Below are 24,519 nucleotides of genomic sequence, written 5' to 3'. Positions count from 1 at the left end.
AGCAGGAGGCAACTGCCGCCTGCTTTTCAGGGTTTCCGGGTCACCGGAACGTCTAATTGCTTAAGCTCATCAACAAAGCAAGATGGCGCGTCTTTGCTAAACAGTAGCCATACCCGATGCCGCGCACGCGTTAGCGCCACATACAGCAACCGTCTCTCTTCTGCATCAGGAAAATCTTCAACAGCCGGGAGTAACGCCTCCTCCATAATCGACTCGCGGGCCGGAGCCGGGAAACCGTCATTCCCTTCATGAAGCCCCATAACAATGACGTAATCCGCCTGCTGCCCTTTGCTGGCATGAATAGTCATAAAATCCAACTGCAGCTTGGGCCAGCGGGTGGCCGCTTTGTCCAGGCTGGCAGGTTTGAGATGATGGTATCGCGCCAGCACCAGAATTCTCTCTTCGGCTTTTACAAAACCCGACAGCTTATCCAGCAACAGATCTAACTGGCTTTCGTCGAGCAACGTGACGGCTTTTTTATCACCGGTCGCCAGACTGTTCAGCGGTTTTGTGAGCTGGTGTGGGTTTTGTTGGATAAACTGGTTTGCGACTTCGCCAATACGGCTATTAAAACGGTAAGTCGTATCCAGATTACAGCTATCGCCCTCACCAAAATTTTGCTGGAATGCGGTTGTCAGAGAAAGCTGTGCTCCGCTGAACCGGTAAATGGCCTGCCAGTCATCTCCCACGGCAAACAGCGTGGTCTGCGAGTTTTGCTTACGCAAGGCGGCTAACAGGGCGGCGCGCTGAGGGGAAATATCCTGAAATTCATCGACCAGAATATGTTTCCACGGACTGATAAACCGCCCCTTCTCCAGAATGACAATAGCCTGATGGATCAACCCGGAGAAATCGACGGCATTCTCATCCTTCAGGGCACTCTTCCAGGCCTTGAGCAGCGGCGCCATTAGCTTTATGCGTTTACTGAACAGATCACGGATCTCCTCCGGAGCATTAGCAATCATCTCCGCCTGTGCTCCGCCATGCATACGCATCAAACTAACCCAGCGATCCAACCGGGAAGCCAGACGCCGCTGTAATTTTTCGTCATCCCAGAAGTTACCTTCGGGTACAGACCACTGCATTTCTTCTTCTAACCATTGTCGCCAGCCTTTAGCCTGAGCCTTTTTCTCACTGCACTGCTGACGCCAGGTTGTTATAAAGAGTTTGTTGCGCGCGATAGCATCATTTTCAAGCTTGCTCACCGTTGGAACTTTTTTGCTGCCTTGCGAAATAATGTGCAACGCGAGTGAATGGAACGTCCGTGCGGTGACCGCATCCGTATGCAGACGCTCACGGATGCGGTCATCCATCTCCTGGGCGGCTTTGCGTCCAAACGCCAGCAACAGGATTTGTTCTGGTGCAGCTTCTCCTCGCGCAAGCAACCAACCAGCCCGGGCAACCAACACAGATGTTTTACCGCTTCCAGCACCTGCAAGTACCAACAATGATTGCTCACCATTCACCACCGCGCGCGCCTGAGCAGGGTTCAACGGCGAAGATTCAATATGCTGGAAAAACTCGGCATACTCTTCCAGCATTGCATCGGTGTACGCCTGATTGTGCTGTAAGCGGCAGGCTTCAATGTCTTTCAACCATGCCTGGCATTGACGTAACGCCTCCCGGCAATTTTCAAATTCCTCCAGCCGATTAACCGGGAGCGGTAACGCGGCAAAGGCACGGCGAATCTGCTGCTGCAGCCCTGACGTTTGTTCGCGCGTCAGCCATTTACTTTCACTAGTACGCGCCGCTATCGCATCCAACTGCTGCTGTAAAACCCTCGCAGCAACGTCACTCATTTCCTGGCTCCACTGTTGCCAGAGCGCATTCAAATGATGATGGAAGCGCTGGGTTTCCGCCCACTCTGTACCGTGAAGACGAACCACCTTCTCATCCGGGAGTACAAACTCCAGCTCGCCCCATACCAGGCCGCGTTTGCAATGAATAGCCAGTAACTGATTGAAGGGAATAAGATACTCGTGACGATCGCCGGAAACTTTAATCCCGGCATTGAGAATAACGGCCCGATCGTAAGGGTGTTGTGCCAGACGTTTTCCAAGAGAAGTTGCTTTCAGTTCCATAAGACTCAAGCGGATCCACACGAAGAGGTTTGCTTATCAGTGTAACCGCCAGAGAAAACGTGCTCCAGCCCAAAAAAACGTTACAATTGCCGAATTCACAGAAAACCAGAGTTAACCGAGGGTTTATGCGTACTGTTCTGAATATTTTAAATTTTGTGCTTGGGGGGTTCGCCACCACCCTGGCCTGGTTACTGGCAACGCTGGTCAGTGTCGTGCTTATTTTTACTTTACCCTTGACCCGTTCATGCTGGGAGATAACCCGACTTTCGCTGTTTCCCTATGGTAACGAAGCGATTCATGTCGATGAACTGAATCCGGCCGGTAAAAGCGTCCTGTTAAATACCGGCGGCACCGTGCTCAATATTTTCTGGCTGATTTTCTTCGGCTGGTGGTTGTGCCTGATGCACATTATCTCTGGTATTGCTCAGTGCATTACGATTATTGGTATTCCGGTTGGCATTGCAAACTTTAAAATCGCTGCCATTGCGCTCTGGCCGGTGGGTCGCCGGGTGGTTTCAGTAGAAGTTGCCCGTGCAGCGCGTGAAGCCAATGCGCGTCGTCGTTTTGAATAATCAGGACCGATGGCCTTTATGTTAAGTCCTCTGCTCAAACGCTATACCTGGAACAGCACCTGGCTGTACTACGTGCGGATTTTTATCGCGCTATGTGGCACAACGGCGCTCCCCTGGTGGCTGGGTGACGTCAAGCTGACTATCCCACTCACGCTGGGTATGGTCGCTGCCGCACTTACCGATCTGGACGATCGTCTCGCAGGCCGACTGCGCAATTTAATCATCACACTGGTGTGCTTTTTTATTGCCTCGGCCTCCGTTGAGCTGCTCTTCCCATGGCCATGGCTGTTTGCTATTGGGTTAACGCTTTCCACCAGCGGCTTTATTCTGCTGGGGGGATTAGGCCAGCGCTATGCAACTATTGCTTTTGGCGCATTGCTGATCGCCATTTACACGATGCTGGGCACCTCGCTTTACGATCAGTGGTATCAACAACCCATCCTGCTGCTCGCTGGCGCTATCTGGTATAACCTGCTGACGCTCACCGGTCATCTTCTGTTCCCCATCCGCCCCTTACAGGACAATCTTGCACGCAGCTACGAACAGTTAGCGCACTACCTGGAACTGAAATCGCGTCTTTTTGACCCCGACATAGAAGATGAAAGCCAGGCACCGTTGTATGATTTAGCTCTCGCGAATGGCCAACTGATGGCAACGCTGAATCAGACTAAAGTGTCGCTGTTGACGCGCCTGCGCGGTGACCGTGGACAACGAGGAACACGTCGCACGCTACATTACTATTTTGTGGCGCAGGATATTCATGAACGCGCAAGCTCCTCACATATTCAGTATCAAACGCTACGCGATCATTTCCGTCACAGCGATGTGATGTTCCGTTTCCAGCGGTTGATGTCGATGCAAGGGCAAGCCTGTTCACAATTATCTCGCTGTATTTTATTGCGCACACCTTACCAGCACGATCCGCACTTTGAGCGCGCCTTCACCCATATAGATGCCGCACTTGAGCGCATGCGTGCCAGTGGTGAACCTGCCGACCTGCTCAATACGCTGGGTTTTTTACTGTCAAACCTACGGGCAATCGACGCGCAGCTTGCTACCATAGAGTCTGAACAGGCTCAGGTACTCTCGCGCAATGAGTCTGAAAATCAGCTTGCCGATGACAGTCCCCATGGATTCAGTGATATCTGGTTACGCCTGAGCCGTAATTTCACCCCTGAGTCTGCTCTGTTTCGCCATGCCGTTCGCATGTCGTTAGTGCTCTGTGTTGGTTATGCCATTATCCAGATAACCGGCATGAATCACGGATACTGGATCTTGCTGACCAGCCTGTTTGTCTGTCAGCCAAACTACAACGCCACCCGACATCGCCTGGCGCTCAGGATTATCGGCACGTTGGTTGGGATTGCCATTGGTTTACCGATCCTGTGGTTTGTGCCCTCTCTCGAAGGGCAGCTGATACTCCTGGTGATCACTGGTGTACTGTTTTTTGCCTTTCGCAACGTCCAGTATGCACACGCCACCATGTTTATCACGCTGCTGGTGTTACTGTGCTTTAACCTGCTCGGCGAAGGTTTTGAGGTTGCGCTGCCGCGTGTCATCGATACGCTAATTGGCTGTGCTATCGCCTGGGCTGCTGTCAGTTTCATCTGGCCAGACTGGCGTTTTCGTAACCTACCACGGGTAATTGAACGGGCGACTGACGCTAACTGCCGCTACCTTGATGCAATTCTCGAACAATATCATCAGGGTCGTGATAATCGTCTGGCCTACCGTATCGCTCGCCGTGACGCGCATAACCGTGATGCTGAACTCGCCTCCGTGGTGTCAAACATGTCGAGCGAGCCTGATGTCACGGCCCAGACGCGCGAAACGGCGTTCCGTTTACTGTGTCTCAACCATACGTTTACCAGCTATATTTCTGCGCTGGGCGCACATCGCGAACAGTTGACCAATCCAGACGTTTTGGCATTGCTGGATGACGCTGTTTGCTATGTTGATGATGCCCTTCACCATCAACCCGCTGACGAGCAGCGTGTATACCAGGCGTTAGAAGGGCTGAAGCAGCGAATTCAGCACCTGGAACCACGCCCGGACAGTAAAGAGCCTCTGGTCGTTCAGCAAGTTGGGTTATTGATTGCTCTGCTCCCGGAAATCCGGCGATTACAGCAGCAAATTGACGTGCTGCCGTCTAATACCCCGGTTCCGGCGTAAGAGAACTTACCCACTCAACCAGCTCCTGGCGACGCGTCGCCGGGAGCGCGGCTTCATGTATCCCCCCTACCGCGCCTTCAAGGGCATAGAGTACTTTTACCGTCAGAGCCGGATTATTTTGCCTAAGTTTCAGCCAGCACATTTGTGCTCCCAACGATCGCATGGTCCCCTCATCTTTAATTCCAGCTTCATTCAACAGAGTCTCCAGATGAAACGTCATATTCGGCAATTCCCGCAGACGATGCTGGGCAAAGCGACTTTGTTTCTCCTTAACCGCTGCATCCAACGAATATCGCGATAACGACACCAACTGCTGCTGGTTTTGCCACAGGGCATCGTTCACCTGGTAATAATTAAGTACAAGAGGACGTCCGCGCTTAATAAATGTCAGCCAGACAGGAGAATTTTGTACACAATACTGGGCGCTCTGCTCACAGGCGCGAAGATACAGCTCACCATTAGCGACCATGGCAAAGACCGTATCGCCAACCGTCAGACTGTAGCCACCAAACAGTGAGCGATAGTGAATTGTCCCCAGAGAAGCCAGATATTCCTGCGATTTATAGATCCTTGCATAAGAAAGCTCTTTCATAAAAATCCTTTTTAAATCATAACGTAAGCAAATGATTTTCAGTAGCGGATCCGTTAATGACGAAAATAGGCAACTTATGCGTATGGGGCAAGATGAATTTTATTTTTCCCATGACGACGACTAAAAATTGCGAACCTGTTTCCGAAAATAAGGTTGATCTTTGTTGAAGGCAGAGTTACTGTATATTCATACAGTAACTCACAGGGCTGGATTGATTATGTACACTTCAGGCTATGCAAATCGTTCTTCGTCGTTCTCTTCCACATCAAGCAACATTGCGCGCGTTTCATCAGAGAACGCAACCGCTGGGCTTATCAGTGAAGTGGTCTATCGCGAGGACCAGCCCATGATGACACAACTGCTGCTGCTTCCCCTGCTGCAACAGTTAGGGCAACAATCACGCTGGCAGCTGTGGCTGACGCCTCAGCAAAAATTAAGCCGGGAGTGGGTGCAGTCAGCTGGACTTCCATTGACGAAAGTCATGCAAATTAGTCAGCTCTCCCCCTGCAATACGCTGGAATCGATGATTCGTGCGCTGCGCACGGGTAATTACAGCGTCGTTATTGGCTGGCTGGCGGAAGAATTAACGGAAGATGAACATGCCGAACTTGTCAAAGCGGCTGATGAAGGTAATGCGATGGGATTTATCATGCGTCCAGTTCGCGCTCAGACACTTGCGGGGAGACAGCATTCTGGGCTAAAAATTCACTCGAATTTGTATCATTGAGTAAAATTAGGATTTATCCTGGAATTTTTTTTCATCACTCAATTTGCCTTTGAGCTGTAATGTGTTTTTCGTCTGAACGCCTGTCTGAAGCGGTTTTCAGGATATCCTCAGTACATTTGTTCAGCTATAAATGTTAAATATTGTGTATACAAGCCTTTTTTTTTCATATGCCTGACGGACTTCACACTTGTAAGTTTTCAACTACGTTGTAGACTTTACATCGCCAGGGGTGCTCGGCGTAAGCCGCAGATATCGGTAGAGTAACTATTGAACTGGTCCCCGGGTGAAGGATTTAACCGTGTTATCTCTCTTCGGAGATATTCATGGCGAATTTTGGATGATAACGAGGCGCAAAAAATGAAAAAGACAGCTATCGCAATTGCAGTGGCACTGGCTGGTTTCGCTACCGTGGCGCAGGCCGCTCCGAAAGATAACACCTGGTACGCTGGTGCTAAAATGGGCTGGTCTCAGTACCATGATATTGGCAACAACCAGATCAATAACACCGGGCCTACCCACGAAAGCCAACTGGGTGCCGGTGCGTTCGGTGGTTATCAGGTTAACCCGTACGTTGGTTTCGAAATGGGTTATGACTGGTTAGGTCGTATGCCGTACAAAGGCACTGCCGACACTACCAATCAAAATGGCGCTTTCAAAGCTCAGGGCGTTCAGTTGACCGCTAAACTGGGTTACCCAATCACTGACGATCTGGACGTTTATACCCGTCTGGGTGGTATGGTTTGGCGTGCAGACGCTAAAAGCAGCAACGGCTTCAAAGACCACGACACTGGTGTATCCCCAGTATTCGCTGGTGGCGTAGAGTACGCAATTACTCCTGAAATCGCTACCCGTCTGGAATACCAGTGGACCAACAACATCGGTGACGCGAACACCGTTGGTGGTCGTCCAGATAACGGCCTGTTGAGCGTTGGTGTTTCTTACCGTTTCGGCCAGCAGGAAGAAGCAGCTCCAGTAGTTGTTGCTCCGGCTCCGGCTCCAGAAGTACAGACCAAGCACTTCACTCTGAAGTCTGACGTTCTGTTCAACTTCAACAAAGCAACTCTGAAACCAGAAGGCCAGCAGGCTCTGGACCAGATGTACAGCCAGCTGAGCAACCTGGATCCGAAAGACGGCTCCGTAGTGGTTCTGGGCTTCACTGACCGCATCGGTTCTGACGCTTACAACCAGGGTCTGTCCGAGAAACGTGCTCAGTCCGTTGTTGATTACCTGATCTCTAAAGGTATTCCTTCTGACAAAATCTCTGCACGTGGCATGGGTGAATCCAACCCAGTTACTGGCAACACCTGTGACAACGTGAAAGCTCGCGCTGCACTGATCGACTGCCTGGCTCCGGATCGTCGTGTTGAGATCGAAGTTAAAGGCATCAAAGACGTTGTAACTCAGCCTCAGGCTTAAGTTATCGTCTTATAAAAAACCCCGCTATGCGGGGTTTTTTTTCATCTGTTTTCATCCAAAGTAAGCCACGCATTAAACCAGCCGACCGCTACTCTTTCCCCAGCAACGCCTGTAAATCCTGTTTCAATGTCGACATTTTGTTCGCGTACTTCTCTTTATGCTCTGCGTCTTCAATCAGCTGCACAATAGTTTCAGAAAGCGTTTTTCCGCGCCGCTGCGCAAGACCTGCCAGACGCTGCCAGACCATAAATTCCAGATCGATGGATTTCTTCCGGGTATGCTGATGCTCAGCATTAAAGTGCCGCTTGCGCCTGGCACGTATGGTTTGTTTCATACGATTAAGCAGCGCCGGATTCATGTGTTCTTCAATCCAGCTATTGACCCGAACCGGTTCATTTTCGAGGGTTAGCAATAAATCAACGGCTTCTTTGGCAGCGCTGGCCTCGACGTAACGGGTGATTAATTCCCCCTCACGATGCTTCTTCACCAGATACTTCCATTTCCAGCCGCTTTCAAGGTTTTCAAGTTGTTGATATTTCATTGCGATCTCAATGTTACCGTGTAACTCTTATCAGAATATCAGCTTTTTCGGCATCTGAAGAAAAGAATATCCAGCCTGTGAACTGCCGCGCGTCATCACAAGCGTTTCGCGGCGCTTTCCAGGTGTTTAGTGGTGAGGGTTACGGTATAATCTCGTTTTTTACAACAGACTAAAAAACATCAACTTTGACCATTACGAAACTTGCATGGCGTGATCTGGTTCCTGATACCGACAGTTATCAGGAAGTATTTGCACAGCCGCACGTCACTGACGACACCGACACCTTACTTAGTGATACTCAGCCACGTTTACAATTCGCGCTAGAGCAGCTTCTTCAGCACTGGACAACATCCTCGTTCATGTTGGTAAAAGCACCGGAAGAGCTTGAGTATCTCAACCTTATTGCAAAGGCTGCACGTCCCTTGCACACGGATGCAGGAAGCCTGACTGGCGGTCATTACGACATCTCCGGTCACACTATTCATTATCGTACAGCTGAGAAAGCGGAAGACAATTTTGCGACGTTGACGCAGGTGGTCAGCGCTGACTGGGCCGAAGCCGAACAACTGTTTGGCTGTCTGCGTCAGTTCAATGGCGAAATTACGCTGCAGCCAGGTCTGGTACATCTGGCCAATGGGGGTGTGCTGGTTATCTCATTGCGCACGCTGTTGGCCCAACCCCTGTTGTGGATGCGCCTGAAAGCCATTGTCAGCCACGAGCGTTTTGACTGGGTAGCTTTTGATGAGTCTCGTCCGCTGCCTGTCTCCGTTCCGCCTATGCCGCTTAAACTGAAAGTGATTTTGGTGGGTGAGCGTGAATCGCTGGCGGATTTCCAGGACATGGAGCCAGAACTGGCTGAGCAGGCCATTTACAGCGAATTTGAAGACAACCTGCAGATAGTCGATGCCGAAACCATGACACAGTGGTGTCAATGGGTCACGCATACTGCCATGCGCAATAATTTGCCTTACCCCGCTCCCGATGCCTGGCAGGTTCTGATCCGTGAAGCCGTTCGCTATACCGGTGAACAGGATACATTGCCGCTTAACCCGCTGTGGATCACCCGACAGTTCAAAGAGGTGGCTCCGTTATGCGAGGACGAAACCTGTAACGCTGAACAGTTCAGCCTGATGCTGGCTCAGCGCGAATGGCGTGAGGGATTCCTGGCTGAACGCATGCAGGATGAAATTCTGCAAGAGCAGATCCTTATCGAGACAGAAGGCGAGCGTATTGGCCAGATCAACGCCTTGTCGGTGATTGAGTTTCCAGGCCACCCACGCGCATTTGGCGAGCCTTCTCGTATCAGTTGCGTCGTGCATATTGGCGACGGCGAGTTTACGGATATTGAGCGCAAAGCCGAGCTTGGCGGAAATATTCATGCCAAGGGTATGATGATTATGCAGGCGTTCCTGATGTCGGAACTCCAGTTGGAGCAACAAATCCCCTTCTCTGCCTCGCTGACCTTTGAGCAATCTTACAGTGAAGTGGACGGTGACAGCGCGTCTATGGCAGAACTGTGCGCATTGATTAGCGCCCTCGCCGACGTTCCTGTTAATCAAAGTATCGCCATTACAGGTTCTGTCGATCAGTTTGGTCGGGCACAACCTGTCGGTGGTCTGAATGAGAAAATTGAAGGTTTCTTCGCCATCTGCCAGCAGCGCGAGCTGACAGGCACACAGGGCGTCATCATTCCTTCGGCTAACGTCAGACACCTCAGCCTGCAGCCTGCGCTGCTACAGGCCATAGAAGAAGAAAAATTCACTATCTGGGCGGTGGACGACGTGACCGATGCGCTGCCACTGTTGTTAAATCTGGTGTGGGATGGCGAAGGCCAGACAACGCTGATGCAAACCATTCAGGAGCGTATTGCCACGGCAACGCAACAGGAAGGTCGTCACCGTTTTCCATGGCCGCTACGTTGGCTGAACTGGATTATTCCGAACTGATCGGACTTGTTCAGCGTACACGTGTTAGCTATCCTGCGTGCTTCAATAAAATAAGGCTTACAGAGAACATGGTAGATAAACGCGAATCCTATACGAAAGAAGACCTTCTTGCCTCTGGTCGCGGTGAGCTGTTTGGCGCTAAAGGGCCACAACTGCCAGCACCAAGCATGCTGATGATGGACCGTGTCATCAAGATGACCGAAACCGGTGGCAACTTTGACAAAGGTTATGTTGAAGCTGAACTGGATATCAACCCGGACCTGTGGTTCTTCGGTTGTCACTTTATCGGCGATCCGGTGATGCCGGGCTGCCTGGGTCTCGACGCCATGTGGCAACTGGTTGGATTCTATCTCGGCTGGCTGGGCGGCGAAGGTAAAGGCCGTGCGCTGGGCGTAGGCGAAGTTAAATTCACCGGCCAGGTTCTGCCGACCGCGAAGAAAGTCACTTACCGCATTCACTTCAAACGCATCGTTAACCGTCGCCTGATCATGGGCCTGGCAGATGGTGAAGTGCTGGTTGATGGTCGACTGATCTATACCGCAAACGATCTGAAAGTGGGTCTTTTCCAGGACACTTCCGCGTTCTAATCCAGAACTGGGAAGCAGCCAGACATTAACGTTTCTTCGTTTTATCTGGTGTGCAAAAAGGCGAAACCTCCGCTCTGCGGAGGTTTCTTTTATCTAAAGAGACAGAATCAGGCCATTAAAACCCTATCCCCCATGGCTTCTCGCCAGCCTCCCAGCCAGTATGACCTCTGATTCAGCGTCTGATAGGGACACATTTCTTTTGAGCGTCCGGCAATGCCGGCCTGATATCCACGTTGATGTGCCCGTTCCAGGCGATCTCGTTTTTGTCTCTTCATGCCTCGTTTCCCTCATTTTTGGGTCTGGTGGAAAAGAAAACAGTGATTACTAAGTGTGCAATCACACTAAACGAATACCCCTAAACATCAGGCTCGTCAATGCGCAAAATTCACGCCAGTGTCATATTTGTGAGCTAGCCTCTAAATCATTTGTACAAAAATAGTCAGTCAGAACAGCTATCTTCACGGCTAAAAAAATAAAAAAAACCGCCCCGGGCAATGAACCAGGGGCGGCATAATTTACAATTATTTAAGCTTAAGGGATGCGTTTCAGCTCTTGAGCAATGGCCGTTGCTTCCTGACTCCAGGCGTTGGCAAGAACCTTCACCATCTCATCGTAGCCGTCTTTAGTCTGTACAGCTTCGATGTGGAACGGGCGTTTGATCAGTTGTCCCTGATGATTCAGCAACCATTCACCGCTCACAATAACCTTACCATCGTACCGACCGTGGAAGCCGGTTACGGTAACGTTCAGCGTATCCTGAGTGCTTCCCAGCGGCTGTGAAGCGACAACCCAGCCAGGCAACTGCATACTGAGGTTCGCAACCAGTGTATTGCGCAATTGCTGATCTAATGGGCTGGCCCAGAGATTATTATTGGCTATCACATATTTCACATCGCTGGTCTGGTAAACCACCCCATTACCGGCCAGATAATCAGGTACCGCAATCTGTTCAACCCACAGCAGACGGTTTCCCTGATTGGCAGAACTCTGCACTCCGCCTTGTGCGATAGGGAGCTGGTAATAGCTTTTATTTTCTCCGCTGGAGCTGCATGACGTCAGCCAGACCGCCATCATCACCACTAGCCACTTTTTCATTGTTTCGCCCTCTTCGGCTCTGGATCTTTTTTGTCCTTCGCTTCAAATACCAGCGCATTACTCTTATCGTTCAACGTTTTCAGTACCGGTTGCAGTTCACGCAGTACCTGATCAAGACGCTGCATATCCGCCACCATCTTGTTGTAGGCCGCGGAACCAGGCTGGAAGCCCTGCATACTACGATTCAGTTCACGTAGCGTATTCTGCATATCCGCCGGCAGATCCTGCATCGACTGGCTGGACGTGATCTTGTTCATGTTATCCAGCGTGGTTTGCAGATGTTTCATCGTGCGTTGGCTTTCCGACAGCGTATTGGTTGCCTGCTCAATCATCGGGTTCAGCGGCAGATTGTTAATCTTATCCAACGCTTCCATCAGACGCTGTTGGATCTGCGCCAGACCACCGCTCACGGTCGGAATAATTTGATAACCATTGAATTCGCGTACACCGGTAATCGGCGGCTCTTTCGGGTAGAAGTCGAGATCGACATACAGCGCGCCGGTCACCAGGTTCCCGGTTTTGAGCGATCCTCGTAATCCGCGTTTAAGCAGTTGCTCCAAATGAGCGCCAACATCGGTATCTTCTCCCAGCTGTGCCTTCAGACGTTCTGGTTCAATACGCACCAGCACCGGAATGCGGTAATCATTGTTAAATACCTGACGCATATTCGGTGAGAAGAAAGGTACTTTACTCACCGTACCCAAGCGGATGCCACGGAATTCCAGCGGTGCACCAGGCTGTAGGCCACGAATCGAATCTTTAAAGAACATCAGGTAATCAATATGATCGGTATACAGGGAATCCTGAATACTTTTTTGATCGTCATAGAGGTTAAATGAGGCCTGCTGCTCAACCGGTTGACCTTGTTCCAGTCCTTCGGGCACATCAAAACTTACACCACCGCCAAACAGCGTGGAGAGCGATCCCATTTCTACGCGCATACCTGCTGAGGTAAGATCTACGGCGATCCCGCTGTCTTTCCAGAAACGTACATTGCTGGTCACCAGACGATCGTTAGGCGCATTGATGAAAAGCTGATAGCTGATCGTACGCTTTTGCGCATCAAACGTGCTGGTTTCAACCGAGCCCACACGATAGCCGCGGAAAAGCACCGGATCGCCTGGGCTCAACTGACCGGCTTTTTTACTGTCCAGAATCACACGGATCCCTTTTGCATCTGGCGGGGCCAGGGGCGGTGAATCCAGCAGTTGGTAATTTTCCAGCTTACTGCCTTTATTGCCGGGCTGCAGTTCAATATAAGCCCCGGACAATAACGTGCCGAGCCCACTGATACCTTCACGTCCAACCTGCGGCTTCACCACCCAAAAGACAGAATCTTTATGCAGCAGCTTTTCCATTCCGGAGTTAAGACGCGCTTTAATCTCCACATGGGTCAAATCATCAGTCAGGGTTGCGCTCTCGACGATACCGACATCCACGCTGCGGCTCTTAATCGTCGTTTTGCCCCCTTCAATACCTTCGGCATTGGTGGTAATCAGCGTGACCTGTGGCCCCTGATGACTGTAGTGATAAAACAGTACCCACGCGCCAATGAGTGCAGTGACGATAGGGAATATCCACACGGGCGACCAGTTTTTTACCTTTTGCACTTTGGCTTCCCCACTTTTAGATTCCATGCTGTCAGGACTCCTCATGGCCTGGTTCTGGTTCACGGTCCCACGACAGACGCGGATCAAATGTCATCGCAGAAAACATTGTCATAATGACGACTAAAGCAAACATCAAAGCACCCATTGCAGGATAAATGTTCATTAACCCTCCCATGCGTACCAGCGCAGAGAGTACCGCAATCACAAAGACGTCGATCATTGACCAGCGACCGACAAATTCCACAACTTCATAAATCAGGTGCATACGTTCGCTGTCGCGTTTGCCGTGCCCTTTGGCATCCCAACATAGCCAGGCAATGGCGATCATTTTCAACGTCGGCACCATAATACTGGCGATAAAAATAACCGCAGCCACCGGATAAGAGCCTTCGCTCCAGATTAAAACCACCCCCTCAAGTATCGTTGATGGCAGCTTTGACCCGAGCAGATCGGTAATCATAATCGGCAAAATATTGGCAGGAAGATAAAGCATGATCGACGTGAACAGTAATGCCAACGTCCATTGCAGACTGTTTTTACGCCGCACATAGCCTTTCGTCTGGCAGCGCGGACACACCCGTTCATCAGCGGGAAGAATCGCGGTGCAGCAAGAGCAGGAACGCAGTCCCTGTCGAATGCCGGGCACGCCAGGTTTTAACTCCTGCTTAATCACTGGCATTGGCGCAATATCATCCCACAGCCAGCGACGGTCAACGCACTGGAATGCGCGCAGTTGCAAAACGCAAAAGAAGCACCACGGAATAAAGCTGCTGCCCACGCCAATATCGCCGTAAGCCATAAGCTTAACGAAGCTGACCAGCACGCCAGCGAGGAAGATTTCCGCCATCCCCCAGCTTTTTAACTGGAACAGGACGCGTGCAAGACCCGCCTTAAGTCTGGCGGGCATCTGCACCCGATTCACCAGCAGCAAGATAGTCAGCAGGCAAAACGCGGGGACCAACTGCACGAATAATAAAAAGAAGGTGCCGAGACTGGCGTAGTCTTCAGAAAAGAGAACGCTGGGGATCTCCAGCAACGTCACTTCACTGCTCACCCCTGCGACGTTCATATTCACAAAGGGGAAGAGGTTTGACAGAAGCAGCATGAATAATGCTGCTAATACATAGGCGGTAGGACGCTGCCGCGGCGCGTCCCACTCAACCGTTAACGTAGTGCCACATCGTGGACATGCCGCTTTTTGACCATGCTCAAGGCGAGGTAACGCCACCAGCATGTCACACTGCGAGCACAAAATATGCTTCGCGGCATGGTGATGTTCGCACATATGTGCTCCTTTAAATTATGCGCCGTTCTTCAAAGACTCAAGATACTCCCAGCGCTCAAAGGCTTGCTCAAGTTCTTGTTCCGCTTCGTTCAGATTAGCTAATACCTGCTGCGTTTGCTCATGTGGCTGACTGAAAAAAGCGGCGTCAGCAACCTGCGCTTGTAGCCTTTCCAGTTTAGCTTCCAGTTCTTCAAGCTGAGCGGGGAGCTGCTCCAGTTCGCGCTGCAGTTTATAGCTTAGTTTGCTCGTGCCACGTTTGACAATTTCTGCTTTAGGAGCAACAGCTTCCTCTGTTTTTTTCGCGACCGGTTGTTTAAACGCCACATACTGAGATTGCTGGCTGCGCGCGTCATGATAACCACCGACATAACGACCAATTTTACCGCCGCCTTCGAAGATCCAGCATTCAGTTACAGTATTATCCACAAACTGACGGTCGTGGCTTACCAGCAGTACAGTCCCCTGATAGCTATCAATTAGTTCTTCAAGCAGTTCCAGCGTTTCGACGTCAAGATCGTTCGTTGGTTCATCGAGAATCAAAAGATTGCTGGGTTTCAGAAAAAGACGCGCCAACAGCAGGCGATTTCGTTCCCCACCAGAGAGCGCTCGCACTGGCGTCATCGCGCGTTTCGGATGGAACAGGAAGTCCTGCAGATAACCCAGCACATGGCGAGGTTTACCGTTAACCATCACCTCTTGCTTACCTTCAGCCAGGTTGTCCATCACGGTTTTATCTGGATCCAGTTCGGCGCGGTGCTGATCGAAATAGGCCACTTCCAGCTTGGTGCCGACGTGAATGCGTCCACTGTCAGCCTGAAGCTGGCCTAACATCAGCTTCAGCAGCGTTGTTTTGCCGCAGCCGTTCGGTCCGATTAGCGCAATTTTGTCGCTACGTTGTACCTGTGCGGAGAAATCTTTTACCAGCTGCTTTCCATCAACCTGGTAATCCACGTTCTCCATTTCGAAAACAATCTTGCCTGAACGGCTCGCCTCTTCGACCTGCATCTTCGCCGTGCCCATCACTTCGCGGCGTTCGCCACGCTCGCGACGCATGGCTTTCAGTGCGCGCACGCGGCCTTCATTACGGGTACGACGCGCTTTGATCCCCTGACGGATCCAGACCTCTTCCTGCGCCAGCTTGCGGTCAAACTCTGCATTTTGTAACTCTTCTACGCGCAGCGCTTCTTCTTTTTCCAGCAGATACTGATCGTAATTCCCCGGATAAGTCACCAGCTTGCCACGATCGAGGTCGACGATACGCGTCGCCATATTGCGTATAAATGAACGGTCGTGGGAAATGAAGATGATTGTCCCATTGAAGGATTTCAGGAACCCTTCCAGCCAGTCGATAGTTTCAATATCCAGGTGGTTCGTTGGTTCATCCAGCAGCAGTACACGCGGATTACTCACTAACGCGCGGCCCAGCGCCGCTTTACGCAGCCAACCGCCTGAAAGCGAAGAAAGTGCGGCGTTTGGATCCAGCCCCAACTGCTCCAGTACTTCATTAATACGGCTTTCGAGCTGCCACAGATTGTGATGATCGAGCATTTCCTGAACCCGCGCCATCTCATTCAGATTCCTGTCGCTCGGATCAGTCATCACCAGACGCGAAATATCGTGATAACGCTTGAGATACTCGGCCTGCTCTTCGATACCCTCGGCAACGAAATCATACACGCTGCCTTCAACATTACGCGGCGGATCCTGTTGCAGACGCGCCACAACCAGATCCTGCTCATAAATGATACGCCCGTCGTCAAGCCCCTGCTCACGGTTCAGGATCTTCATCAGCGTCGATTTACCTGCGCCGTTACGGCCAACCAGACAGACGCGTTCGTTATCTTCGATATGCAGTTCTGCATTATCAAGAAGCGGCGCATCGCTGAACGACAGCCATGCACCATGCATACTGATCAATGACATTTATTTATCCTTTCAGGCTGCGGTAATCAGCCAGCAATTGTGGATCTGACGGTTACGGGCAAAGTCCTGGGAAAGCGTTTTTTGGGTAATTTCTTGTGCTTTCAATCCCAGTTCAGCCAAACCGTCGAGATCCATACGGAACCCACGTTTGTTGTTGGAGAACATGATCGTGCCGTCTTTACGCAGCAGACGTTTCAGATCTTTCATCAGCGCCAGATGATCGCGCTGCACATCAAACGAATCTTCCATACGTTTTGAGTTAGAGAACGTCGGCGGATCGATGAAAATCAGATCAAACTGTTCATTCGCATCACGCAGCCAGCCCAGGCAATCGGCCTGAATTAAACGGTGAGCGCGACCGCTCAGGCCGTTCAGACGCAGGTTACGTTCCGCCCATTCCAGATAGGTACGCGACATATCGACCGTCGTGGTGCTACGCGCACCGCCCAATCCTGCATGTACGCTGGCGCTACCGGTGTAGGAAAACAGGTTGAGGAAGTCCTTACCTTTACTCATCTGCCCCAACATACGGCGCGCAATACGGTGATCGAGGAATAAACCCGTATCAAGGTAGTCAGTCAGGTTAACCCACAGGCGCGCGTTGTACTCGCTTACCTCAATGAATTCACCCTTCTCATTCATCTTCTGATACTGATTCTTGCCTTTCTGACGCTCACGGGTTTTCAGCACCAGTTTGTTTGGCGCGATTTCCAATACTGACAGCGTGGCGGCAATGATGTCGAACAAGCGTTGACGTGCTTTTTGCGCATCAACCGTCTTCGGCGGTGCGTATTCCTGAACCACGACCCAATCACCGTAACGATCTACTGCAACGTTGTATTCCGGCAGGTCAGCGTCATACAGGCGATAGCATTCAATGCCTTCCTGACGCGCCCATTTTTCCAGCTTCTTAATATTCTTGCGCAGGCGGTTGGCATAATCTTCCGCGACCGTGGCAGGCTTGCTGTCCGCAGTGGTCTCTGCAACGTGATAATTCTTCTGCACACAATCCAGCGGACCGTTTTTCGCTTTGAACTGCTTGTCGGCACGTAATTGCAGGCTGCTGAGCAGATCCGGCGAGGCGCTGAACAGCGACAAATTCCAGCCGCCAAACTGGTTTTTCATCGTACGGCCCAGCAGGCTGTGCAGGGCAATCAGCGCCGGTTCGCTATCCAAACGTTCGCCGTAAGGCGGGTTACTGATAACTGTCCCATACGGTCCTTTCGGCAGCGGATTGCTCAGTTTGGCGACATCTTTCACGTCAAACGTCATCAGATCGGCGATACCGGCGCGGTGAGCATTACTACGCGCTTTTTCAATCACGCGCGCATCGCTATCGGATCCATAAAAATGCGAGGTATAGTCAGCCAGTCCCTTACGCGCACGCACCTGCGCTTCGGCTTTAACTTCTTGCCAGACAGCTTCGTCGTGTTGCGCCCAACCGCTGAAGCCCCAGTATCCACGGTGCAGACCCGGCGCGCGATCGGTCGCCCACATTGCCGCTTCAATCAGCAGCGTGCCGGAACCACACATCGGATCGAGTAACGGGGTTCCCGGCTGCCAGCCAGAACGCATAACAATAGCGGCGGCCAGCGTCTCTTTAATCGGTGCCTGACCCGCGCGATCGCGATAGCCACGCTGATGCAAACCGTCACCGCTTAGATCGAGCGCAATGCTGGCAGTATCTTTGTTCAGCCAGACGTTGATGCGCAGATCCGGGGATTCACGATCCACATTCGGACGCGGCATATTTTTGCGGGTAAAGGCATCGACAATCGCATCCTTGACCTTCAGCGCGCCGTACTGGCTGTTACGAATGGTCTCGTTCAGTCCGCTAAAATGGACGGCAAACGTAGCACCAGGGTTAAATATCTCTGTCCAGTCGATTGCCTGAACGCCGAGGTACAGATCAAGATCGCTGTAGACCTTGCACTCTCCCATCGGCAGGATAATGCGCGAGGCCAGGCGGCTCCACATCAGGCTCTGGTAAACAAGCCGCGTGTCGCCCTTAAAATGGACCCCACCCTGAACGACCTGACACTCCAGCGCGCCGAGGTTTTCCAGTTCAGTTTTTAACAGCTCTTCCAGCCCGCGGGCCGTACTGGCAAACAGAGAATTCATAATGTCACTTTTACTCCAAGAAAATTGCTGCGCATTATAGCTAATATGGGCTGTATGTCATAAAGTTGAAGGCTTATTTTCATTCGAGGGGCTGTACAGTGGTCACGTTAACCCGACTTTTTATTCATCCGGTTAAATCAATGCGCGGCATTGGGCTTACGCATGCCCTGGCAGATATTAGCGGTCTCGCCTTTGATCGCATATTTATGATCACTGAACCTGACGGAACGTTCATAACCGCCCGCCAGTTCCCACAAATGGTCCGTTTTACGCCTTCCCCATTCCACGATGGACTGCATCTTACAGCTCCAGATGGCAGCAGCGCGCTCGTGCGATTTGCCGACTTCGCTCTCCAGGATGCGCCAACAGAAGTATGGGGAAACCATTTTACCGCGCGTATTGCGCCAGCGGCTATCAACCAGTGGCTTAGCGGCTTTTTCTCCCGTGACGTGCAGTTACGCTGGGTCGGCCCGCAGCTGACGCGCCGTGTAAAACGCCATGTTGATGTTCCTTTATCCTTCGCTGATGGTTATCCTTATCTGCTGGCCAACGAAGCATCCCTGCGCGATGTGCAACAGCGCTGTCCGGCAAGCGTCAAAATGGAACAGTTTCGCCCCAATATAGTGGTTTCGGGAGCTGGTGCCTGGGAAGAAGATACCTGGAAAGTGATTCGCATTGGCGAGGTTATTTTTGATGTAGCAAAACCCTGTAGCCGCTGTATTTTCACGACAGTTAGCCCGGAAAAAGGCCAGAAACATCCATCCGGTGAACCGCTTGTCACATTGCAAACCTTCCGTACTGCGGTAGATAACGGCGATGTCGATTTCGGTCAGAATCTTATCGCGCGTAACAGTGGCGTTATTCGCGTCGGCGATGAGGTAGAAATTTTGGCAACCGGCCCCGCCAGAGCGTACGGCGCGGCTGAATCAGACGAAACTACACCCGAACAACAACCTGATGCCACGGTGCTTATTGACTGGCAGGGACAGACCTTTCGCGGAAATAATCAACAGGTATTGCTTGAGCAGTTGGAGAGCCAGGGTATCCGGGTTCCCTATTCATGCCGGGCAGGCATTTGCGGATGCTGTCGAATTCGACTGGTAGAAGGCGAAGTTAGCCCGTTGAAGAAATCAGCGATGGGGGACGACGGAACAATTCTGTGCTGCAGCTGTGTTCCCAAAACGGCAATCAGGCTGGAGAGCTAAACCGCCTGCTCAAGGCTGAAACTGTCAACAACGGCCTGCGGTTTCAGTCTGTCATTCATTATTTTAATCGCATCGCCAAGCTGCATCGTACGCCCGGCGATAACCACGCCAGGTTGCGCAAGCAGGCAAAGCGCGGCGTTTTCACCCGGCTCAACCACTAACAGGTTTACCTGTTCATCGGTATCGCTTAAATCAACACAGGCTGCGTCACCCACGACCGGCGACCAGTTAATACCGTGTGCGACAAAGTGCCAGCTTTTTGGCATTTGCGGTTTGAGATAACGAATCGCCACCAGCGCATTAAGCACCAGTTCCGCTTTTTGTTCTTTGGCTAAATCCAGGTAGCGACATTTTTCTTCAAAGGAAAAATAAAGCGCGGCGTCATCAACACAAAAACCAGACGGAGAAAATGCATCAGGAGTGAGCATTTTACGAGCAAAACGCGAACGGAATAACATGCCATTGGCTAAATCGAGCATCATACGATCGTGCTCTTCATCATAATACCAGCGCCAGTTATCGTCGGGTTTAATTCGCATCAGTTTCTCTCCTTTCCTTAATCATCACCGTTACGACAGTATCCTTTTGCCGCTTCGTTTATTGCCCTAATAATAAAAGCTCAGAATGTTTAAATAAGCAACAGTAAAGGAATATAAAACAACCAGGGCTAGAAATAAAGCCCTGGATTGTGATTAAGGTAGCATTCAGATATTGCTGACGATTTCTTTTATCAACGGCGGACCTTTAAAAATAAAGCCCGAATAAATCTGTACGAGGGTTGCACCAGCAGCTATTTTCTCACGTGCAGCAATCACCGAGTCGATACCACCAACGCCAATAATCGGCAGCTGACCTTTTAATTCCTGAGACAACTGGCGAATAATTTCTGTACTTTTTAATTGCAACGGTCGACCGCTCAGACCACCCATTTGATCACAATTTTTCATTCCCTGAACAAGAGAACGATCGAGGGTGGTGTTAGTCGCAATTACGCCATCAATATTATGGCGAACTAAACTATCGGCGACCTGGATCAGTTCTTCCACAGAAAGATCCGGCGCGATCTTTACCGCCACCGGAACATATTTATGGTGGATCGCTTGCAGATCGTTTTGCTTATTTTTAATTGCCGTCAGGAGATCGTCCAGCGCCTCGCCGTATTGCAGCGTACGTAATCCCGGCGTATTCGGCGAAGAGATATTAATCGCGATATAACCAGCATAGGCATAGACTTTTTCCATACAAATCAGATAGTCATCTTTGCCGTTCTCTACTGGGGTATCTTTGTTCTTACCAATATTAATACCCAGAATACCGTCGAAATGCGATTTTTTAACGTTCTCAACCAGGTTATCAACCCCGTGGTTATTAAACCCCATGCGGTTGATCAAACCTTCTGCATCGACCAGACGGAACAGACGCGGTTTATCGTTACCCGGCTGAGGGCGTGGCGTCACGGTACCAATCTCAATGGAACCAAATCCCATCGCGCCGAGCGCATCAATGCACTCCCCGTCTTTATCCAGTCCGGCAGCAAGCCCGAGCGGATTTTTAAACGTCAACCCCATACAGGTAACCGGTTTTGCCGGTACTTTCTGGCGCACAAGCGCTTCAAGCGGTGTGCCGGTAATGCGACGCAATTGCTGGAATGTCAATTCATGAGCGCGCTCTGGATCGAGCTGAAAAAGGGCTTTACGAACGAAGGGGTAGTACATGAACTCTCCTGGATTCCCGGTGTGCAAACCGGGGGCGTATTATGTGCGATCGCGAGCAAAAAGGGAATTGACCTGCGGCAATAAATAGCAATCGTTTTCCTCGCCTCTGCCTTTTTATTCAATTTCCAACTTTTCTATCCCGTATAAATCATTTCGATAAACAAAATCTCTCTGCCAGACTGCTCAAATTGTTATCAATGTTAACCAAAAGCAAACAATTAGTTATAAGGGGAGAATGAAATTATGCGCGTCATCACTCTGGCGGGGAGCCCTCGCTTTCCCTCTCGATCCAGTGCGTTACTGGAATATGCCCGAGAAAAACTTCACGGTCAGGATGTCGAAATCTTTCACTGGAACCTGCACAATTTTGCCCCGGAAGACCTGATCTATGCTCGTTTCGACAGTCCGGCGCTGAACACATTTATCGAACAATTGCAGGATGCAGACGGGCTGATTGTCGCAACACCAGTCTATAAAGCCGCTTACTCTGGCGCGCTGAAAACCCTGCTCGACCTACTCCCCGAGCGGGCGCTGGAAGGGAAAGTGGTTTTGCCGTTGGCGACCGGCGGCAGCGTGGCGCATTTACTTGCCGTCGATTACGCGCTGAAACCGGTACTGAGCGCATTAAAGGCCCAGGAGATCCTGCACGGTGTGTTTGCCGATGATTCACAGGTGATTGATTATCAGCATAAACCTCAGTTTACGCCCAACCTTCAGCAGCGTCTGGACAGTGCGCTCGATACCTTCTGGCTGGCGTTGCATCGTCGCGATGTCCAACTTCCTCAACTGAACACCCTGCGAGGTGCCGCTCATGCTTGATTTTCTCAGGCGTCACACGTCATGGCTGGCACTGACCGGGTTGTTGTCGCTGTCAACGCTGGGGCATGCCGCAGAATCGGCCCCCGATGCTCTGCGTATTGGTTACCAGAAAGGAAGCGTCAGTATGGTGCTGGCCAAAAGCCATCAGCTACTCGAGAAACGCTATCCGCAGACTAAAATCTCGTGGGTCGAATTCCCGGCTGGACCGCAAATGCTGGAAGCACTCAATATCGGCAGTATCGATCTCGGCAGTACCGGTGACATTCCGCCGATTTTCGCCCAGGCAGCCGGGGCCGATCTGGTTTACGTGGGCGTCGAGCCGCCCAAACCGAAAGCCGAAGTGATTCTGGTGCCCAAAAATAGCCCGATCCAGAGCGTCGCGCAGCTTAAAGGACATAAAGTCGCCTTCCAGAAAGGCTCCAGCGCCCACAATTTACTGCTCCGGGCGCTGCAACAGGCCGGACTGAAATTTACCGATATTCAACCAACGTATCTGACTCCCGCCGATGCGCGAGCGGCCTTTCAGCAAGGAAACGTGGATGCGTGGGCTATCTGGGATCCCTATTATTCCGCCGCGTTACTGCAAGGTGATGTACGCGTACTGAAGGACGGCTCAGACCTCAAGCAAACCGGTTCGTTTTATCTCGCCGCCCGTCCTTATGCCGAGAAAAATGGCGCTTTTGTACTTGGCGTACTGGATACCTTTAGCCAGGCCGATGCGCTAACGCTCAACCAGCGCCAGCAAAGCATTACCCTGCTGGCCAAAACCATGGGGCTGCCCGAACCGGTGATTGCGTCTTATCTGGATCACCGTCCGCCAACCACCATTGTGCCAGTCAACGCCTCTGTTGCTGCCCTGCAACAACAAACCGCCGATCTGTTTTATGACAACCGTTTGGTGCCGAAAAAAATCGATATTCGCCAGCGTATCTGGCAACCCACTCAGCAGGCAGGAGAAAAATTATGAGTCTGAATATGTTCTGGTTTTTACCCACCCACGGTGACGGTCATTATCTTGGAACGGAAGAAGGTTCGCGCCCGGTCGATCACAGTTATCTGCAACAAATCGCGCAAACGGCCGATCGTCTTGGATTTACCGGCGTCCTGATCCCAACCGGTCGCTCTTGCGAAGATGCCTGGCTGGTCGCCGCTTCGATGATCCCGGTCACCCAGAGATTAAAGTTTCTGGTCGCGCTGCGCCCAAGCGTCACCTCGCCAACGGTTGCCGCACGTCAGGCTGCGACGCTCGACAGACTCTCAAATGGCCGGGCGTTATTTAACCTGGTGACCGGCAGCGATCCGCAGGAGCTGGCAGGTGACGGCGTGTTCCTCGATCACACAGAACGATATGAAGCCTCTGCTGAATTTACTCAGGTCTGGCGGCGCTTGCTGCAAGGTGAAACGGTGGATTTCAACGGCAAACATATTCATGTCCGCGGCGCGAAGCTGCTTTTCCCTCCCGTTCAACAACCCCGGCCACCACTTTATTTCGGCGGCTCGTCTGATGTCGCACAAGACCTTGCTGCCGAGCAGGTTGATCTCTATCTGACCTGGGGCGAGCCGCCGGAACAGGTGAAAGCGAAGATTGAACAGGTGCGGGCCAAAGCAGCGGCGCTCGGGCGCAAGATCCGCTTTGGTATTCGTCTGCATATGATCGTAAGGGAGACAACCCACGAGGCGTGGCAGGCAGCGGATCGTCTGATAGCCCACCTTGATGACGACACCATTGCCAAAGCCCAGGCCGCCTTCTCAAGAACGGATTCGGTTGGTCAGCAGCGAATGGCTGCACTGCACAATGGTAAACGCGACAAACTGGAAATTAGTCCGAACCTGTGGGCAGGCGTTGGACTGGTACGCGGTGGCGCGGGTACCGCGCTGGTCGGAGATGGTCCGACTGTCGCGGCGCGTATCAACGAGTATGCCGCGCTGGGAATCGACAGCTTTGTGTTGTCCGGATACCCACATCTGGAAGAGGCGTACAAAGTTGGCGAGCTACTGTTCCCGCATCTGGATGTTTCGATACCTGAAATTCCACAGCCACAGCGTCTGCACCAACAAGGCGAAGCGGTTGCAAACGAATTTATCCCGCGCAAAATCGCGCAAAGCTAAGGA

General features: G+C 51.5%; 21 protein-coding genes. 10 read left to right on the top strand and 11 right to left on the bottom strand.

Features of this window, described 5'->3' with window-relative positions; genetic code table 11:
• Positions 1-26: 26 nt before the first annotated feature.
• The gene (gene helD, locus OGX86_RS18455; RefSeq protein ID WP_286640359.1) at positions 27-2,081 is read right to left on the bottom strand and encodes a DNA helicase IV; all 2,055 of its coding nucleotides are present in this window, start codon (positions 2,079-2,081) and stop codon (positions 27-29) included.
• A 125-nt stretch (positions 2,082-2,206) separates the two neighbouring features.
• On the opposite strand from helD, the gene OGX86_RS18450 reads away from it, so the two are divergent.
• Both OGX86_RS18450 and yccS read left to right on the top strand, forming a co-directional pair.
• Positions 2,207-2,653, top strand: coding sequence for a YccF domain-containing protein (locus tag OGX86_RS18450; RefSeq protein ID WP_003831998.1), 447 nt, complete (start codon positions 2,207-2,209; stop codon positions 2,651-2,653).
• A gap of 18 nt (positions 2,654-2,671) precedes the next feature.
• Positions 2,672-4,825 carry a YccS family putative transporter gene (gene yccS, locus OGX86_RS18445; RefSeq protein WP_003831997.1) on the top strand — a complete coding sequence of 718 codons (2,154 nt, stop codon included), beginning with the start codon at positions 2,672-2,674 and terminating at the stop codon, positions 4,823-4,825.
• On the opposite strand, the gene OGX86_RS18440 is transcribed toward yccS, so the two are convergent.
• Positions 4,803-5,417, bottom strand: a complete 615-nt coding sequence (locus OGX86_RS18440; protein WP_003831996.1) for a TfoX/Sxy family DNA transformation protein — start codon at positions 5,415-5,417, stop codon at positions 4,803-4,805. The two genes, yccS and OGX86_RS18440, sit on opposite strands and share 23 nt — an antisense overlap.
• 217 nt (positions 5,418-5,634) lie before the next feature.
• On the opposite strand from OGX86_RS18440, the gene sulA reads away from it, so the two are divergent.
• Positions 5,635-6,144, top strand: coding sequence for an SOS-induced cell division inhibitor SulA (gene sulA, locus OGX86_RS18435; RefSeq protein ID WP_008784287.1), 510 nt, complete (start codon positions 5,635-5,637; stop codon positions 6,142-6,144).
• A 357-nt stretch (positions 6,145-6,501) separates the two neighbouring features.
• Positions 6,502-7,560: a porin OmpA gene (gene ompA, locus OGX86_RS18430; protein ID WP_048227017.1), complete on the top strand. Its 1,059-nt coding sequence runs from the start codon at positions 6,502-6,504 to the stop codon at positions 7,558-7,560.
• A gap of 88 nt (positions 7,561-7,648) precedes the next feature.
• Here the strand turns inward: ompA and matP are convergent, their stop codons facing one another.
• Positions 7,649-8,101 (bottom strand): macrodomain Ter protein MatP, encoded by a 453-nt coding sequence (gene matP, locus OGX86_RS18425; protein WP_032942905.1) that lies wholly within the window; start codon positions 8,099-8,101, stop codon positions 7,649-7,651.
• A 185-nt stretch (positions 8,102-8,286) separates the two neighbouring features.
• On the opposite strand from matP, the gene OGX86_RS18420 reads away from it, so the two are divergent.
• Both OGX86_RS18420 and fabA read left to right on the top strand, forming a co-directional pair.
• The gene (locus OGX86_RS18420) at positions 8,287-10,047 is read left to right on the top strand and encodes an AAA family ATPase (protein WP_286640358.1); all 1,761 of its coding nucleotides are present in this window, start codon (positions 8,287-8,289) and stop codon (positions 10,045-10,047) included.
• A 68-nt stretch (positions 10,048-10,115) separates the two neighbouring features.
• Entirely contained in the window at positions 10,116-10,634 is a 519-nt protein-coding gene (gene fabA, locus OGX86_RS18415) for a bifunctional 3-hydroxydecanoyl-ACP dehydratase/trans-2-decenoyl-ACP isomerase (RefSeq protein WP_003035875.1), read from the top strand.
• Between the two features lie 107 nt (positions 10,635-10,741).
• On the opposite strand, the gene rmf is transcribed toward fabA, so the two are convergent.
• From rmf to rlmKL, 6 genes are all read right to left on the bottom strand, one after another.
• Positions 10,742-10,909, bottom strand: a complete 168-nt coding sequence (rmf, locus tag OGX86_RS18410; RefSeq protein WP_003035871.1) for a ribosome modulation factor — start codon at positions 10,907-10,909, stop codon at positions 10,742-10,744.
• 256 nt (positions 10,910-11,165) lie between these two features.
• Positions 11,166-11,729: a membrane integrity-associated transporter subunit PqiC gene (gene pqiC / locus OGX86_RS18405; protein WP_071444985.1), complete on the bottom strand. Its 564-nt coding sequence runs from the start codon at positions 11,727-11,729 to the stop codon at positions 11,166-11,168.
• Positions 11,726-13,366 (bottom strand): intermembrane transport protein PqiB, encoded by a 1,641-nt coding sequence (gene pqiB, locus OGX86_RS18400; RefSeq protein ID WP_020996511.1) that lies wholly within the window; start codon positions 13,364-13,366, stop codon positions 11,726-11,728. Before pqiB ends, pqiC begins: the two co-directional genes overlap by 4 nt.
• Before the next feature lie 4 nt (positions 13,367-13,370).
• Positions 13,371-14,624 carry a membrane integrity-associated transporter subunit PqiA gene (gene pqiA / locus OGX86_RS18395; RefSeq protein WP_032942902.1) on the bottom strand — a complete coding sequence of 418 codons (1,254 nt, stop codon included), beginning with the start codon at positions 14,622-14,624 and terminating at the stop codon, positions 13,371-13,373.
• A gap of 15 nt (positions 14,625-14,639) precedes the next feature.
• Positions 14,640-16,547, bottom strand: a complete 1,908-nt coding sequence (locus tag OGX86_RS18390) for an ABC transporter ATP-binding protein (protein WP_008784281.1) — start codon at positions 16,545-16,547, stop codon at positions 14,640-14,642.
• Between the two features lie 12 nt (positions 16,548-16,559).
• On the bottom strand, positions 16,560-18,668 hold the full coding sequence (gene rlmKL, locus OGX86_RS18385; RefSeq protein WP_286640357.1) for a bifunctional 23S rRNA (guanine(2069)-N(7))-methyltransferase RlmK/23S rRNA (guanine(2445)-N(2))-methyltransferase RlmL: 2,109 nt from the start codon (positions 18,666-18,668) through the stop codon (positions 16,560-16,562).
• 98 nt (positions 18,669-18,766) lie between these two features.
• Between rlmKL and OGX86_RS18380 the strand changes: the two genes are divergently transcribed.
• A complete protein-coding gene (locus OGX86_RS18380; protein ID WP_128316946.1) occupies positions 18,767-19,873 on the top strand; it encodes a YcbX family protein in 1,107 nt (368 codons plus the stop codon).
• Here OGX86_RS18380 and zapC read toward each other — a convergent pair.
• Complete coding sequence (gene zapC / locus OGX86_RS18375) at positions 19,870-20,412, bottom strand: cell division protein ZapC (RefSeq protein WP_003035852.1); 543 nt, start codon at positions 20,410-20,412, stop codon at positions 19,870-19,872. The two genes, OGX86_RS18380 and zapC, sit on opposite strands and share 4 nt — an antisense overlap.
• A 165-nt stretch (positions 20,413-20,577) precedes the next feature.
• Positions 20,578-21,588 (bottom strand): quinone-dependent dihydroorotate dehydrogenase, encoded by a 1,011-nt coding sequence (pyrD, locus tag OGX86_RS18370; protein ID WP_003831973.1) that lies wholly within the window; start codon positions 21,586-21,588, stop codon positions 20,578-20,580.
• Positions 21,589-21,831: 243 nt separating this feature from the next.
• Here pyrD and ssuE point away from each other — a divergent pair, with 243 nt between their 5' ends.
• From ssuE to ssuD, 3 genes are read left to right on the top strand one after another with little or no spacing between them, the layout of a single operon-like run.
• Positions 21,832-22,407: an NADPH-dependent FMN reductase gene (gene ssuE / locus OGX86_RS18365; RefSeq protein ID WP_032942900.1), complete on the top strand. Its 576-nt coding sequence runs from the start codon at positions 21,832-21,834 to the stop codon at positions 22,405-22,407.
• Entirely contained in the window at positions 22,400-23,374 is a 975-nt protein-coding gene (locus tag OGX86_RS18360) for a sulfonate ABC transporter substrate-binding protein (protein WP_032942899.1), read from the top strand. Before ssuE ends, OGX86_RS18360 begins: the two co-directional genes overlap by 8 nt.
• On the top strand, positions 23,371-24,516 hold the full coding sequence (gene ssuD / locus OGX86_RS18355; RefSeq protein ID WP_286640356.1) for an FMNH2-dependent alkanesulfonate monooxygenase: 1,146 nt from the start codon (positions 23,371-23,373) through the stop codon (positions 24,514-24,516). Before OGX86_RS18360 ends, ssuD begins: the two co-directional genes overlap by 4 nt.
• Positions 24,517-24,519 lie beyond the last annotated feature (3 nt).

The sequence above is a fragment of the Citrobacter sp. Cpo040 genome, from assembly GCF_030332915.1.
GTDB classification, from domain to species: domain Bacteria; phylum Pseudomonadota; class Gammaproteobacteria; order Enterobacterales; family Enterobacteriaceae; genus Citrobacter; species Citrobacter portucalensis.
The sequence above is the reverse complement of the archived record's forward strand: the minus strand, read 5'-3'. Positions and strand labels throughout refer to the sequence as shown.

Bases quoted from the DNA above. Each gene is read 5' to 3' on its own strand.
- helD (WP_286640359.1), bottom strand. From the start codon at position 2,081: ATGGAACTGAAAGCAACTTCTCTTGGAAAACGTCTGGCACAACACCCT.
- OGX86_RS18450 (WP_003831998.1), top strand. From the start codon at position 2,207: ATGCGTACTGTTCTGAATATTTTAAATTTTGTGCTTGGGGGGTTCGCC.
- yccS (WP_003831997.1), top strand. From the start codon at position 2,672: ATGTTAAGTCCTCTGCTCAAACGCTATACCTGGAACAGCACCTGGCTG.
- OGX86_RS18440 (WP_003831996.1), bottom strand. From the start codon at position 5,417: ATGAAAGAGCTTTCTTATGCAAGGATCTATAAATCGCAGGAATATCTG.
- sulA (WP_008784287.1), top strand. From the start codon at position 5,635: ATGTACACTTCAGGCTATGCAAATCGTTCTTCGTCGTTCTCTTCCACA.
- ompA (WP_048227017.1), top strand. From the start codon at position 6,502: ATGAAAAAGACAGCTATCGCAATTGCAGTGGCACTGGCTGGTTTCGCT.
- matP (WP_032942905.1), bottom strand. From the start codon at position 8,101: ATGAAATATCAACAACTTGAAAACCTTGAAAGCGGCTGGAAATGGAAG.
- fabA (WP_003035875.1), top strand. From the start codon at position 10,116: ATGGTAGATAAACGCGAATCCTATACGAAAGAAGACCTTCTTGCCTCT.
- rmf (WP_003035871.1), bottom strand. From the start codon at position 10,909: ATGAAGAGACAAAAACGAGATCGCCTGGAACGGGCACATCAACGTGGA.
- pqiC (WP_071444985.1), bottom strand. From the start codon at position 11,729: ATGAAAAAGTGGCTAGTGGTGATGATGGCGGTCTGGCTGACGTCATGC.
- pqiB (WP_020996511.1), bottom strand. From the start codon at position 13,366: ATGGAATCTAAAAGTGGGGAAGCCAAAGTGCAAAAGGTAAAAAACTGG.
- pqiA (WP_032942902.1), bottom strand. From the start codon at position 14,624: ATGTGCGAACATCACCATGCCGCGAAGCATATTTTGTGCTCGCAGTGT.
- OGX86_RS18390 (WP_008784281.1), bottom strand. From the start codon at position 16,547: ATGTCATTGATCAGTATGCATGGTGCATGGCTGTCGTTCAGCGATGCG.
- rlmKL (WP_286640357.1), bottom strand. From the start codon at position 18,668: ATGAATTCTCTGTTTGCCAGTACGGCCCGCGGGCTGGAAGAGCTGTTA.
- zapC (WP_003035852.1), bottom strand. From the start codon at position 20,412: ATGCGAATTAAACCCGACGATAACTGGCGCTGGTATTATGATGAAGAG.
- pyrD (WP_003831973.1), bottom strand. From the start codon at position 21,588: ATGTACTACCCCTTCGTTCGTAAAGCCCTTTTTCAGCTCGATCCAGAG.
- ssuE (WP_032942900.1), top strand. From the start codon at position 21,832: ATGCGCGTCATCACTCTGGCGGGGAGCCCTCGCTTTCCCTCTCGATCC.
- OGX86_RS18360 (WP_032942899.1), top strand. From the start codon at position 22,400: ATGCTTGATTTTCTCAGGCGTCACACGTCATGGCTGGCACTGACCGGG.
- ssuD (WP_286640356.1), top strand. From the start codon at position 23,371: ATGAGTCTGAATATGTTCTGGTTTTTACCCACCCACGGTGACGGTCAT.